The sequence below is a fragment of the Alkalibacterium kapii genome, assembly GCF_007988865.1.
Taxonomy (GTDB): domain Bacteria; phylum Bacillota; class Bacilli; order Lactobacillales; family Carnobacteriaceae_A; genus Alkalibacterium; species Alkalibacterium kapii.
In genome coordinates this window covers 1-13,937 of sequence record NZ_BJUY01000015.1, presented here as the reverse complement: position 1 = coordinate 13,937, position 13,937 = coordinate 1, and the positions used below count along the sequence as shown (strand labels likewise).

Genomic DNA, 13,937 nt, shown 5'->3' with positions numbered 1-13,937 from the left:
GGAGTTATAAACATGCCGCTTTTACACAGATTTTTAAGTAACAAACCGTCTTTTCAGGAGATATTCAAGTCACTGCCTCTTAATGAACGTCAATTGATCACAGGCTTGGCAGGCTCTGCCCGAACGCTTTTACTGCAGTCCATGCTGGAGGAAAAGCAGAAACCGCTTGTTGTATTTACCCAGAACATCTATCATGCCAATCAAATGATCAGTGATTTGAGCGGTCTTGTCCCGGATGAGCAGCTGTATTTGTTTTCCGTCGATGATATGATCCATGCTGAGATGGCTGTAGCCTCTCCTGAAGCACGAGCAGACCGTGTCAAGACATTAGACTTTCTTTTAAAAGATGAACCTGGGATCATTGTTGTTCCTTTAGCCGGTGCCAGAAAAATATTGCCTGATCCCAGTGTCTTTAAAAAAGCGGAACTTTCTTTTGCTTTAGGTGATGAGATCGAATTGGATGATTTGATGGCTCAGCTCACAGAAATGGGTTATAAAAGAGAGCAGAAAGTCACCTCGCCAGGAGACTACAGCATTCGGGGGGGAATCGTCGACGTTTATCCTCTGACAGAAGAATACCCTGTTCGTATGGAATTATTTGATATCGAAGTGGACTCTCTGCGTTACTTTGATTCTGACTCGCAAAGGTCAAGCCATAATATAGACAACGTAAGGATCATACCTGCCACAGACAGCTTGCTGCCTATTGAAGATAAAGAAGAAATATTGAATCGTTTTGATAAAGCGTTTAAAAAATCGATAAAAAGAATAAAGGAAAATGATCGTAAAGAAGAGCTGACCGAAAATGTGACGAGCGTCATGGATGCTATCAGAGCAGAGACATATGATGAAAATCTGGTAAAATATACAGATCTTTTATATAAAAACAAGGCAACAGTTTTAGACTACGTACCGGAAGATGCCATTTTTGTAATGGATGAATACCCGCGTATCATAGAAAATGAAGCACTTCTGGATGAAGAAGAAGCCGAGTGGATAATGAGTCAGCTGTCAAACGGCACTATAATGTACGACCAGACCTTTTCTGTTTCTTTCAGAGAGTCGTTGAAACAAGTGACGCAACCGCAGCTGTATTTCTCTTTGTTTCAAAAAGGCATGAAAGGTCTAAAGCTGGATACGATCCATAATTTTCAGTACCGGACGATGCAGAAGTTCTTCGGACAGATGCCGCTTGTGAAAACAGAGATGGAACGGTGGGCGAAACAAGATTATACTGTGGTCGTGATGACAGAAAATCAGGAACGTGCTGAAAAAGTTTATCAGACCTTACGGGATTTCGAAATAGAAAGTAGTTTATTTAAGGACGGAACGATCGAAACAGGCAGAGTCCAAGTCATCAGATCGAGTGTGCAAACAGGATTTGAATTGCCCCAGCAAAAATTAGCTGTGCTTACAGAAAAAGAATTATTCAATCGCATGCCAAAGAAAAAGCCGAGACGTCAGAATATTACCAATGCCGAAAGACTGAAAAGTTATTCAGAGCTTGAAAAAGGCGACTATGTTGTCCACGTGAATCACGGGATCGGGCAGTTTACAGGCATGGAAACAATGGAAATTAATGGTGTGCACCAGGACTATATGACTATTATCTACAGTGACACGTCTAAATTATTCATCCCGGTCTCTCAGCTGAACCTCCTTCAGAAATATGTCTCTTCCGAAGGTAAAACGCCTAAGCTGAATAAACTTAGTGGTACAGCCTGGGCCAAAACGAAAAAACGCGTAGCCGCTCAGGTCGAAGACATTGCCGATGATTTGATCGAACTGTATGCTGTGAGAGAAAATGAAGAAGGATATGCTTTTTCTCCAGACGATGCTTATCAGAAAGAATTTGATGATGCTTTCCCTTACACCGAAACAAATGACCAGTTGCGTACGATAGAAGAAGTTAAGAAGGATATGGAGAAGCCAAAGCCGATGGATCGCCTTTTAGTAGGTGATGTGGGGTACGGTAAAACAGAAGTTGCTATGCGTGCGGCATTTAAAGCAATCCAGGACGGCAAGCAAGTGGCTTTTTTAGTGCCAACAACTGTTTTGGCCCAGCAGCATTATGAAACGATGCGCGAGCGGTTTACTGACTTCCCTGTAGAAATCGGGTTGCTTAGCCGTTTTAGAACAGGCCAGCAGTTAAAAAACACAGTAGATGATATAAGAAAAGGAAAAGTTGATGTTGTTGTTGGTACGCATCGGGTGTTGTCCAAAGATATTGTATTCCAGGATTTGGGTTTACTGATTGTCGATGAGGAACAACGCTTTGGTGTGAAACATAAGGAACGATTAAAGCAATTGAAAAACGAAGTGGATGTTCTGACACTGACAGCAACTCCTATACCACGGACACTTCATATGTCGATGCTTGGTGTACGGGATTTGTCGGTTATCGAAACGCCGCCGGCAAACCGCTATCCAGTACAGACCTATGTGATGGAAATGAATGGGCCTGTCGTTCAGGAATCAATCAAAAGAGAACTCGCACGAGGCGGTCAGGTTTTCTATCTGCATAATCGTGTTAAAACGATTGATCAGCGGGCTAACGAAATTCAGCAGCTTGTTCCCGAAGCGCGAATCGCTGTTGCGCACGGGCAAATGAGTGAAAATCAGCTCGAGAATGTTCTCTATCAATTCGTTCAAGGAGAATTTGATGTGATCGTAACGACAACGATCATTGAAACAGGAGTAGATATTCCTAATGTCAATACATTGATTGTTGAAGATGCTGACAGGATGGGATTAAGCCAGTTGTATCAATTGAGGGGACGTGTAGGCCGAAGTAGTCGTATTGCCTACGCCTACTTCATGCATCAACCGAATAAAGTATTGACAGAAGTCAGTGAGAAAAGGCTGCAGGCGATCAAAGATTTCACCGATCTCGGTTCAGGCTTTAAAATAGCCATGCGTGACTTATCGATCCGCGGTGCCGGCAACTTGTTGGGACAGCAGCAGCATGGCTTTATTGACAGCGTTGGCTTCGACTTATATAGTCAGATGCTCTCCGAAGCCGTCGCAAGAAAACGTGGTGACAAGCACCAGACTAAAACACACGTGGAGATAGACTTGGCACTTGATGCCTATCTTCCAGGTTCATACGTAGCAGACGAACGTCAAAAAATCGAGCTCTACAAACGCATCCGCCAATTCTCTTCAGAAGAGGATTACGTTGAGCTGCAGGACGAATTGATCGACCGTTTTGGTGAATACCCTCAATCCGTTTCTGACTTATTATCAGTAGGACTGCTTAAAATGTACAGTGAGACGGCTCTTATAGAAACAATAAAGCGGGAAGGGTTTGATGTGACCGTCAGTTTTTCATCTGAAGGGACGGATAAATATCCTCTCCCCGAAGTCTTTAGAGCATTGAAGGATATTTCTTTGAAAACGGATATGCAGTCAAAAGAAAAGCTGTCGATTGTCTTTCGATTGACAAAACAGATGAAAAGTAACGAATGGCTGGATTCCCTTGTCTTGTTTTCCAAGAATTGTGCAGAATATCGAGTGGAAACAGAGAAGCAAGAAGATGAACAAGCCGCTAAAGAGACAATGAAGAAAAAATCTGTGCAAGATTAAAAAGTGCGCTGTGCTGCGATGGTATGACTTTGCTTTTGAGGGGCAGATGTCGAACTCCCCGAATATCGATGGCGTGAGTGAGCACTTTATGAGCTCAGATGTCGAACTCAGCGAGTCACGATGTCATGAGTGTGCACTTTAGAAGACAAAATGTCGAACTCAGGGAGTCATGATTGAGTGAGTATGCACTTTAGAAGACAAAATGTCGAACTCAGCGAGTCACGATGTCATGAGTATGCACTTTAGAGGACGAAATGTCGAACTCAGCGAATATCGATGGCGTGAGTGAGCACTTTGTGAGCTCAGATGTCGAACTCAACAAGCAACAGTTGTCTGAGTGAGCAGTTTGGCGACTGAAATGTCGAACTCAACGAGTCACGATGTGATGAGTATGCACTTTAGAGGACGAAATGTCGAACTCAGCAAGTATAAGCCGTATGAGTCTGCCGTCTCTAACCGCAGTAGCAAAGAGTCAGGAGGAAAAAATGTATAGAATCGATATAGTCGGGCTGGGTCCCGGGGACAAGGATCAGATGCCGATAAAAACAGAAAAGGCGATAAAGGAAGCTGAAACTGTTTATCTAAGAACAAAAGAACATCCTGCTGTTGATGAACTGGAAGCTGAAGGTGTCCAGTTTCAGTCATTTGATCATCTCTACGAAGAATCAGGTGAAGACTTTGAAGACGTCTATGCGTCTATTGTAAAACAGCTGATCGAATACGCTGAGAATAGTGATATTTTATACGCTGTACCTGGTCATCCGATGGTTGCCGAAAAAACTGTAAAAGAACTGATCAAAAATTATCCGCATGTAAATATTCTCGGAGGGAAAAGTTTTATCGACGACCTTTTCCAGACTGTCAAAGTCGATCCCGTCGAAGGATTTCAACTTCTGGATGCATTCGACTTGAATCAAGATACACTAAACACGGGACAGCATGTAATCATTATGCAAGTCTTTAATGCTTTGATGGCTGGAGAAGTGAAGCTGACACTGATGGAAAAGTATCCGGATGATCATCAAGTGGCGGTAGTGGATGCAGCTGGAAGCACTCAGGAAAATATAAACTGGATGCCTTTGTATGAGATAGACAGATTTTCCGGAGTATACAACTTAAGGTCTTTATATATCCCGCCGCTTGAATTTGATGAGCAGGTAACCTCCCTTTCAACACTTCAGCATTATATCGATAGGGTGACTGATCCGAAGACGGGCGACGTCTGGATCAATGAACAGACAGCACAGTCGCTTATCGGGTATCTTAAGGAAGAAACAGAAGAATTAGTCGAAGCGATCAAAAAAGAAGACAACGAGAATTGGATGGAAGAACTGGGAGACGTCTTAGTGCAGCTCTTGTATCAGTCAGGCATTGCAGAAAAAGAAGGGCTATTCACCTTTGAGGATGTACTGGAAACAGCAAACCGGAAGATAAGACGCCGACACCCTCACGTATTTGATGGTGTAAAAGCGTCCACGCCTGAAGAAGTCGATGCATTATGGCAAAGAATAAAAGCTGAAGAAAAGAGGAACAGTAATGAGACTTGACAAGTATCTTAAAGTATCACGGATCATCAAAAGACGCTCCGTCGCTAAAGAAATAGCAGACAAAGATCGCATTCTAATCAATGGTAAAACAGCTAAATCATCCAGTAAAGTTGCTGTAGGTGACAAGCTGACCATTCATTTCGGAAACAAAACAATGAAAGTATCTATAGATGAGATAAAAGATACCACAAAGAAAGATGAAGCCAAAGACTTGTATTCAGTGATAGAAGAAACATATAAACAATCTTATGAGTAAATATAAGACGCGGAAAAAATAGCAAAGTGTGTATGGCATCAGAAAGATCGTGATGCTGATGCACACTTTTTTATATTGTGTCAGAAGATTCTTTTCATTCACAGCATTTATTGCTATACTTTAACCACGAAGCGCAAAGAAGAAAAACAGGTGAGAGGGGTTATGGCATGGATAAAAAGAAGTCAGAAGTCACCCGCATGAATAATCCATATACTAAACATAAAACACTAGAGAGTATAAGAGAATTTAAATATAAAAGAAGACTGAAAAGAAGAATGCGACTGATCGTAGCAATCGGGTTTCTGCTGATTTTAATGGTAGGAAACGGTTTGGTTCGTAATTACAATACACTTAAGAAACTGGAAGAAGATAAAGTGGTGGCAGAGCAGGAGCTGGAGTCGCTCGATTTAAGGCAAGATGAACTCGAATATTACATTGGTCTTTTGGAAGACGAGGAATATGTAGCTAAATTAGCACGAAATGAATATTACCTCACTAAAGATAACGAAATAGTATTTAGTTTTCCGGACGATAGAAAACCGGATCACACAGAAGTGACTGAAGAAGAACCAGCAGTCAGTGAAGAGAAAAAGAAAGACTTTGAAGAATAAAAACGGCAGACAAAGCTTCTGTTCGAAAAAAATTCACAAACAAGTCAATAGTTCTTTATTATTTATTTTCAGCATGGTATAATTAAGCCAAATTATTTAGGAGGCAACATAGAAAACATGTCAATTGAAGTTGGAAGCAAAGTAGAAGGTAAAGTTACGGGTATTGCTAATTTTGGTGCATTTATTGATTTAGGCAACAACAAGACAGGCCTAGTGCATATCAGTGAAGTATCAGATAGTTATGTTGAGAATATCAACGAAGAATTAGAAGTGGGCCAAATCGTTACAGTGAAAGTTTTATCTATCGCTGACGATGGGAAAATCGGATTATCTATCCGTAAAGCACAAGAAAAACCGGCAGCTGAGGCTTCCAAACCAAAACCATCCAGCCGGGGACGTCAAGGTTCTTCTCACAAACGTCCGGCAGCCAAAAAAGATGATTTTGATTCATTGATGAGTTCGTTCTTGAAAGACAGCGAAGACCGTTTGACCTCTTTAAAAAGACATACTGAAAACAAGCGCGGTGGACGCGGCGGACGTAAGTAAAGGTTAATTAGAAAGATATATCACATAAATCAAAGGGTTTGGGGGTATCCCTGAATCCTTTTTACATATTCATAGAGTAATATAATGGAAAAAGGAGGGATGTCAGTGAGTTTAAGCATGGCATTTTACGAGCAGATCAAAACCGGCAGATATTGGAAGCAGGAAGAAAATATTGTCGTCGGCGTTTCAGGCGGAGTGGATTCCATGGTGCTTTTTGACTTGCTGTATCATCTTCCTGAAAAAGTGAGACCTGCATTGCATGTGGCTCATGTCAATCATAAATTAAGACCCGAGTCGGATGGTGATGAACAGTTTGTAAAAGAACAGATGACTGAACGTTCAGTTCCTGTCCATGTGCACACTTGGGATGAAAGCGATCATCCGGTATCAGGTATCGAACAGGAGGCAAGAATGATACGTTACCGCTTTTTCGAAGAGGTGGCAGAGAAAGTCGGTAGCCGGTTCATTTTGACAGCTCACCACCGCGATGACCAGGTTGAAACAGTTCTGATGCGCCTTGTCAGAGGAAACTCACTGGATGAGCTGACAGGTATCTCTTTGGAAAGAAAGCACCATGATCAAACACTTATACGACTGCTTTTACCCTATAATAAAGAAAGCATTGAAGATTATGCAAAAAAGAGACAGCTTTCCTGGAAAGAGGATGAAAGTAATCGATTGGCTTTATATACGCGCAATCGATACAGGAATGATATCATTCCGAGATTAGAACAGGAAAATGCTGCTGTGAAACGGCATATTGTTGAGTTTTCCGAAGATATAAAAGACCTGCTCAAAGCATTGGATCCACTGATTGAAGGAGAAATCAGCCGCTCGTTTCAAATCTCTGATTCCTGCATGACTGTGGACTTGAAGTCCTTCTCAACTGAAGAGAAGGGATTTCAGAAAATAGTACTGAGTAAGGCCTTTAAAAAATGGCCACACCGAAGCAGTTATGCGATCGGCCAAACGCATGTCAAGTTACTTCTTGACTGGTTCTATTCAGGCGGGCCCAACACTCAAATGGATCTGCCTGATGATTTAGTTGCGCGAAAAGAATATGACAGCTGCATCATTGAGAAACATTCAGACGCAATAAAAAATAAAAGCGATGTTTTTTTCAAAGAACGACTGGAGCTTAATCAGTGGAAAAAGATAAGTGAGACAGAAAGGATCGGCTGGTTTGATCATGAAAATTTTCATGAAGAAAATGATACAAGCGGTCACCGGCTTTATTTGGCAATAGACGATGTGAAAGAACCGCTCTTATTAAGGCATCGAAAAAAAGGTGACCGTATGAAAGTAAAGGGGCTTAACGGTTCTAAAAAAGTTAAAGACATTTTTATCGATCAGAAAGTACCCATTAAAAAGCGAGACGATGCCTGGGTGGTCACAGATGAAAACGGGGAAATCATATGGCTGGTCGGTTACAAAGAATCACCATTGTCACTAAACGCATTAACTGATACAATAACCTACGTACTTATATACCAAAAAACATCTGAAACAGATAATTGAAATCATATAAAAAGGGGATATCAACATGAAAAACGATATGGAGAAAATTTTAATTACAGAAGAACAGATTAAGGAGAAAGTGAAAGAACTCGCAGCAGTGCTTTCCAAAGAATATGAAGGAAAGAATCCTCTGCTTGTTGGCGTCTTAAAAGGAGCATTGCCTTTCATGGCTGATTTGATCAAAGAAATGGATATTTATCTGGAAATCGATTTTATGGATGTATCGAGCTACGGGAATGAGACAGTGTCATCAGGTGAAGTCAAGATATTGAAAGATCTGGATACAAATGTTGAAGGACGTCACGTCTTATTTGTGGAAGATATTATTGATACAGGTGGTACGTTAGCCTATTTGAAAGATATGTTCGAATACAGAAAAGCAGCATCAGTAAAAATCGTGACTATTTTAGACAAACCGACCGGGCGCAAGCTGGACATCCATGCAGACTGGGTAGGTTTCGAAGTGCCTCATGAATTTGTTGTCGGCTATGGCCTTGACTATATAGAAAATTATCGCAACCTGCCTTATGTGGGTGTGTTGAAACCGGAAATTTATCAGTAATTCAATAAAGGTCAGTCTGGGCACTTATCGTCTTAACTGATTTATTGTATAATCATCAAACAAAATTCATAGTCTAAAATGTCTAAGTGTGTTAACATATAAAAGACTATTCATTAGGCGTATGCTTAATTAAAAATACAAGTGATAGATGGAGGATGACATGAAGAAAGGATTTTTCAAAAGTGGCTTCTTCTACTTTATCGTGTTTCTTGCAGTTATTGGAATTGCAAGTTGGGCGACGAGTGGCGGGCAGGATCAAACTTCAGAAAACATAAATTCAACAGAATTCATAGAGTTTCTAGAAGAAGATCGTATAAAAGAGTTTCAAGTACAGCCTACAGCGGGTGTCTATGAAATTACTGGACAGTTACGTAAAGGACAGGAAATAGAAATAGAAGAAGACCAGAATGTTAACTTTTTTGGAGGCGGAGGACAGGAAGATGCTTCAGCTTTCAGTACCTATATATTAAGAAATGATACAGTCGTTGACGAAATGTATCAGCTTGCTAGAGAAAACGATGTTGAAATCATGTCTGTTGAAGAACCGACAACAGGTATTTGGACAAGTTTACTCTTTTCATTCCTTCCGCTTTTATTGTTTGTCGGATTCATCTATTTTATGATGGGTCAGGCCGGACAAGGCGGAGGTGGCGGTGGAGGCGGCCGTGGCGTTATGAATTTCGGCAAGTCCAAAGCTAAAGAAAGTAATGCTAAAACAAGTAAAGTACGTTTTTCAGATGTCGCCGGTGCAGATGAGGAAAAAGAAGAATTAGTCGAGATAGTAGAATTTCTCAAAGATCCCAGACGCTTCTCTAACTTAGGTGCGCGTATTCCTGCTGGAGTGCTTTTAGAAGGGCCCCCAGGAACTGGTAAAACTCTCCTTGCTAAAGCCGTTGCAGGCGAAGCGGGTGTGCCGTTCTTCTCGATTTCAGGTTCTGAATTCGTAGAGATGTTTGTTGGTGTCGGTGCAAGTCGAGTCAGAGATTTATTTGAAAATGCGAAAAAGACTGCTCCAGCTATCATTTTTATTGATGAAATCGATGCAGTTGGTCGACAGCGTGGCGCCGGGATGGGTGGCGGTCACGATGAACGTGAACAAACCCTTAACCAGCTGCTTGTTGAAATGGATGGATTTACAGGGAACGAAGGCGTTATCGTCATAGCAGCGACCAACAGACAAGATGTGCTTGACCCTGCGCTGTTGCGTCCGGGCCGTTTTGACCGACGCATCATGGTCGGCAGACCAGATGTCAAAGGACGAGAGGCTATCCTTAAAGTCCATGCTAAAAATAAACCGATAGCTTCAGACGTTGATTTGAAAGTGATCGCACGTCAGACACCAGGCTTTTCCGGTGCAGATCTTGAAAATCTGCTTAACGAAGCAGCGCTTGTTGCTGCTAGACGAGACAGCAAGCAAATCGAAGCACTGGATATCGATGAAGCCCATGACCGTGTCATTGCTGGTCCTGCCAAGAAAGATCGTGTGATTTCTAAAACAGAACGCTCAATGGTTGCTTACCATGAAGCTGGACATACGATTGTCGGACTTGTTTTGAGTGATGCCCGCATCGTTCATAAAGTGACGATCGTGCCTCGCGGTAGAGCAGGCGGTTATGCAATCATGCTTCCAAGAGAAGATCGCTTCTTAATGACCAAAAAAGAATTGTTCGAACAAATCGTTGGTCTTTTAGGTGGACGTGTAGCTGAAGAAATCATTTTTGATTCTCAATCAAGCGGAGCTTCGAATGACTTCCAGCAAGCGACTCAGATCGCCAGAAGTATGGTCACTGAATACGGTATGAGTGATCTGCTTGGACCGGTTCAGTATGAAGGAGGCGGACAAGTATTCCTTGGGAGAGACTATTCCCAGTCCAAAGCCTATTCTGAGCAATTTGCCTATCAGATCGATCAGGAAGTCCTGCGCATCTTGAATGAAGCTTTGGCTGAAGCACGACGAATCCTTGAAGAACATAAGGATGCACATGCTCTGATCGCCAAGAAATTACTCGAAGTAGAAACTTTAGATGAGAAACAAATCAAATCACTCTTTGAAAAAGGTGAAATGCCTTCTGAAGAAATGTCTGATGCATCAGAATTCCCTTCAGAAAAAAACGAAGAGCAGGAAGATTCAAGAGAAGAAATCGGGAAAACATTTGAAGAAATCAAAGCGAAGCGCGAGAAAAAAGAACGCGAACGTGAAAAACATTTCGATGATGATGAAGATGAGCCTTTGAAAGATTTAAATAAGGACCCGCAGGTTGATTTGGATAAAGACCCGGATAATGGGAAAAATGAGAAATCAAAAGATGAACCAAAAGCGTAACAAGCAAAGAAGAGGATGGCGGATCGTTCCCATCCTCTTCTTTCCATATAGAAAGAGACGAGTGAATTTAAATAAAGGAATGTGACGAATGGAAGATAAATTAATCAAAGCATTGGCGTATGATGATCAGATACGTATCTATGTAATGAATGCAACAAATATGGTTAAGACCGCACAACGTAAACATGAAACATGGAGTGCAGCTACAGCAGCACTTGGACGAGCTATGGTTGGTACGACATTGCTGGGCGCAACGCTAAAGGGCGATGAAAAACTGACTGTTCGGATCGAAGGTAACGGACCAGTCGGTTATATCTTAGTGGACAGCAATGGCAAAGGAGAAACTAAAGGGTATATTAAACACCCTGAAGTTAGTTTGCCTTTAAATGAACATGGGAAAATCGATGTTAAAGGTGCTGTAGGAACAGAAGGCATGCTGACAGTAAGTAAAGATTTAAATATGAAAAATCCGTTTGTGGGTCAAGTTCCGCTTATAAGCGGCGAATTGGGTGAAGACTTTACGTACTATATGGCTAACAGTGAGCAGGTTCCCTCAGCTATCGGCTTATCGGTACTGATCGATCCAGATGAAACAGTTAAAGCGGCTGGTGGATTTATGATCCAGGTCTTGCCAAACGCTTCCGAAGAGACCATTCAAAAAATCGAAACAGCTATTGCAGATTTGCCGCTGATTTCCAAACTGATGGACGATGGAGAAACACCAGAAAAAATATTGGCGCGACTAGTCATGAATGAGAGTGCGCGAATACTGGAAACTATGCCGGTATCCTTTAAATGTCAGTGTTCCAAAGACCGTTTTAAAGATGCTATCGTATCTTTGGGTGAGTCAGAAATCCAGGCGATGATCGACGAAGACCACGGCGCAGATGCAGTTTGTCATTTTTGCCGCACAAATTATCACTTCAGCGAAGAAGAGTTGACAGCTTTAAAAGAAGAAGCCGATAAGCTGTAAGATAGCTTTACTTTTTTCTTTATGGGCAATAGGAGATATGGTACGATAAGACATAATGGCTAAATAATAAAAAAGTGAATAAATTTATGTGGAATGGAGTGGCGGTAGTGTCCCAGGATAAAGAAACGCATGAAAATATAACAGACCAGCTGGTTGTTCGTCGTGAAAAAATGGAAGTATTAAGAGAGCGTGGGATCGATCCTTACGGTGACCGATATGTGCGCACGCATTATTCAAACGAATTGCACGAAGCTTACGGTGAAATGACGAAAGAGGAACTGCAGGATGAGGAGATAAGTGTCGCTGTTGCAGGACGCTTGATGACTAAGCGTGGAAAAGGCAAAGCAGGATTTGCGCATCTCAAAGATAAAAATGGACTGATACAGATTTATGTACGAAAAGATGCTGTTGGCGAAGAACAATATGAGAGTTTCAAGCAAGCAGACTTAGGCGATTTTTTTGGTATTGAAGGAACGATAATGAAGACAAAGACAGGAGAAATCACTGTCAGAGCAACTAAGTTGACTTATCTGTCCAAAGCTCTCCGTCCTTTGCCTGATAAGTACCATGGATTAACAAATATCGAACAAAAATATCGTCAGCGTTACCTCGATCTGATTGCCAATGAAGAGAGTTTCGAGCGTTTTACCAAACGAAGTCAGATCATTCAGGAAATCAGGAACCATTTGAATGGACTTGGTTATCTCGAAGTTGAAACGCCTTTATTCCATAATGTTGCCGGCGGAGCAGCAGCGCGTCCTTTTATTACCCATCACAATTCATTGGATATGGAACTGTATTTACGTATTGCGATCGAACTTCATCTGAAGCGGCTGATTGTCGGCGGTATGGAAAAAGTCTACGAAATCGGGCGCGTTTTCCGGAATGAAGGGATCGATACAACGCATAATCCAGAATTTACGATGCTTGAATTATATACAGCTTTCCATGATATGGAAGATGTCATGGATCTCACAGAAGTATTGATACAAACTGTGGCAGAAAAGGTATTAGGGGAAACTGAAATCTCCTATGGTGAGGAAACGATTCAACTTGGCGGAAAGTGGGCTCGTCGCCATATGGTCGATTTGATCAAAGAAGAGACGGGTGTTGATTTCTTCAAAGAAATGACAGATGAAGAGGCACGGCAGTTAGCTCATGATCATAACGTGGAAATTGATGGTTATGCGACCTTTGGACATGTCGTAAATGAGTTTTTTGAAACATTTGTAGAGAAGAAACTGATCCAGCCAACCTTTGTTTACGGTCACCCCCTCGAAATCTCTCCTTTAGCCAAGAAAAACAAAGAGGATGAACGATTTACCGACCGTTTTGAGCTGTTTATCGCTAAACATGAGTATGCTAATGCATTCAGCGAATTAAACGACCCCATTGACCAGCGTGAACGTTTCGAAGCACAAATGAAAGAGAAAGCTCAAGGGAATGAAGAAGCTCAAGAAATCGATGAAGACTTTATAGAAGCTTTAGAATATGGCATGCCACCAACAGGAGGACTTGGTATTGGTATTGATCGACTGGTCATGCTTTTAACAGATGCGCATTCGATCAGAGATGTCTTACTGTTCCCGACAATGAAAAATACATTGCACAATTAAAATCATTCATACAACGAGACCGGGATAAAAATTCCAGTCTCGTTTATTTTTTAGTATTGTATAAATGTACTCCAATAACTGACCTGTGCTGTCCGCTTTACGAACAACAAATGATAAACCGGATGAATCTGTACTTATCCCCCGCAATACAACTCTAACACTTTATACTCTTTCTTATAGTTCAAAAAAAGAGCGGGTATGTGTAAAGTTATTGTCGGAAATTTATTCTAGAAATAATTAGCGCTCATTTTATTTAGCTCTTTCTCAATCGTTTCGTCGCTCTATGAGCGTCTCTAACGATTGAGAAAGAGAAATTAATTAAATAATTTTTGTAATTGACCCATGGGACTCGATGTAGAGCCATAATTAGCTATTCTTCCTAATTTAACACCTATCGAAA

At 41.5% G+C, this 13,937-nt stretch carries 10 protein-coding genes; all 10 read left to right on the top strand.

Annotation, left to right across the window (positions count from 1 at the left end):
- The first annotated feature begins 12 nt into the window (after window positions 1-12).
- The 10 genes from mfd (at window position 13) to lysS (ending at window position 13,537) form a co-directional block, all read left to right on the top strand.
- A complete protein-coding gene (gene mfd / locus AKA01nite_RS06155; RefSeq protein WP_146924446.1) occupies window positions 13-3,585 on the top strand; it encodes a transcription-repair coupling factor in 3,573 nt (1,190 codons plus the stop codon).
- A gap of 485 nt (window positions 3,586-4,070) precedes the next feature.
- A complete protein-coding gene (locus AKA01nite_RS06150) occupies window positions 4,071-5,132 on the top strand; it encodes a MazG nucleotide pyrophosphohydrolase domain-containing protein (RefSeq protein WP_146924445.1) in 1,062 nt (353 codons plus the stop codon).
- Entirely contained in the window at window positions 5,122-5,388 is a 267-nt protein-coding gene (locus AKA01nite_RS06145; RefSeq protein WP_146924444.1) for an RNA-binding S4 domain-containing protein, read from the top strand. The genes AKA01nite_RS06150 and AKA01nite_RS06145 overlap by 11 nt, the downstream gene beginning before the upstream one ends.
- A 167-nt stretch (window positions 5,389-5,555) precedes the next feature.
- Complete coding sequence (locus tag AKA01nite_RS06140) at window positions 5,556-5,999, top strand: FtsB family cell division protein (protein WP_146924443.1); 444 nt, start codon at window positions 5,556-5,558, stop codon at window positions 5,997-5,999.
- Window positions 6,000-6,116: 117 nt separating this feature from the next.
- Window positions 6,117-6,545 (top strand): S1 domain-containing RNA-binding protein, encoded by a 429-nt coding sequence (locus tag AKA01nite_RS06135; protein WP_146924442.1) that lies wholly within the window; start codon window positions 6,117-6,119, stop codon window positions 6,543-6,545.
- Window positions 6,546-6,650: 105 nt separating this feature from the next.
- Window positions 6,651-8,063: a tRNA lysidine(34) synthetase TilS gene (gene tilS / locus AKA01nite_RS06130; RefSeq protein ID WP_186805118.1), complete on the top strand. Its 1,413-nt coding sequence runs from the start codon at window positions 6,651-6,653 to the stop codon at window positions 8,061-8,063.
- 25 nt (window positions 8,064-8,088) lie between these two features.
- A complete protein-coding gene (hpt, locus tag AKA01nite_RS06125) occupies window positions 8,089-8,625 on the top strand; it encodes a hypoxanthine phosphoribosyltransferase (RefSeq protein ID WP_222592489.1) in 537 nt (178 codons plus the stop codon).
- 160 nt (window positions 8,626-8,785) lie between these two features.
- Window positions 8,786-10,948, top strand: coding sequence for an ATP-dependent zinc metalloprotease FtsH (gene ftsH, locus AKA01nite_RS06120; protein ID WP_146924439.1), 2,163 nt, complete (start codon window positions 8,786-8,788; stop codon window positions 10,946-10,948).
- Window positions 10,949-11,036: 88 nt separating this feature from the next.
- A complete protein-coding gene (hslO, locus tag AKA01nite_RS06115; RefSeq protein ID WP_146924438.1) occupies window positions 11,037-11,921 on the top strand; it encodes an Hsp33 family molecular chaperone HslO in 885 nt (294 codons plus the stop codon).
- A gap of 107 nt (window positions 11,922-12,028) precedes the next feature.
- Window positions 12,029-13,537 (top strand): lysine--tRNA ligase, encoded by a 1,509-nt coding sequence (gene lysS / locus AKA01nite_RS06110; RefSeq protein ID WP_146924437.1) that lies wholly within the window; start codon window positions 12,029-12,031, stop codon window positions 13,535-13,537.
- The last annotated feature ends 400 nt before the right edge of the window (window positions 13,538-13,937 follow it).

What these genes read in the sequence shown, in the direction of transcription:
- mfd (WP_146924446.1), top strand. Translation starts at nt 13, where the DNA reads ATGCCGCTTTTACACAGATTTTTAAGTAACAAACCGTCTTTTCAGGAG.
- AKA01nite_RS06150 (WP_146924445.1), top strand. Translation starts at nt 4,071, where the DNA reads ATGTATAGAATCGATATAGTCGGGCTGGGTCCCGGGGACAAGGATCAG.
- AKA01nite_RS06145 (WP_146924444.1), top strand. Translation starts at nt 5,122, where the DNA reads ATGAGACTTGACAAGTATCTTAAAGTATCACGGATCATCAAAAGACGC.
- AKA01nite_RS06140 (WP_146924443.1), top strand. Translation starts at nt 5,556, where the DNA reads ATGGATAAAAAGAAGTCAGAAGTCACCCGCATGAATAATCCATATACT.
- AKA01nite_RS06135 (WP_146924442.1), top strand. Translation starts at nt 6,117, where the DNA reads ATGTCAATTGAAGTTGGAAGCAAAGTAGAAGGTAAAGTTACGGGTATT.
- hpt (WP_222592489.1), top strand. Translation starts at nt 8,089, where the DNA reads ATGAAAAACGATATGGAGAAAATTTTAATTACAGAAGAACAGATTAAG.
- ftsH (WP_146924439.1), top strand. Translation starts at nt 8,786, where the DNA reads ATGAAGAAAGGATTTTTCAAAAGTGGCTTCTTCTACTTTATCGTGTTT.
- hslO (WP_146924438.1), top strand. Translation starts at nt 11,037, where the DNA reads ATGGAAGATAAATTAATCAAAGCATTGGCGTATGATGATCAGATACGT.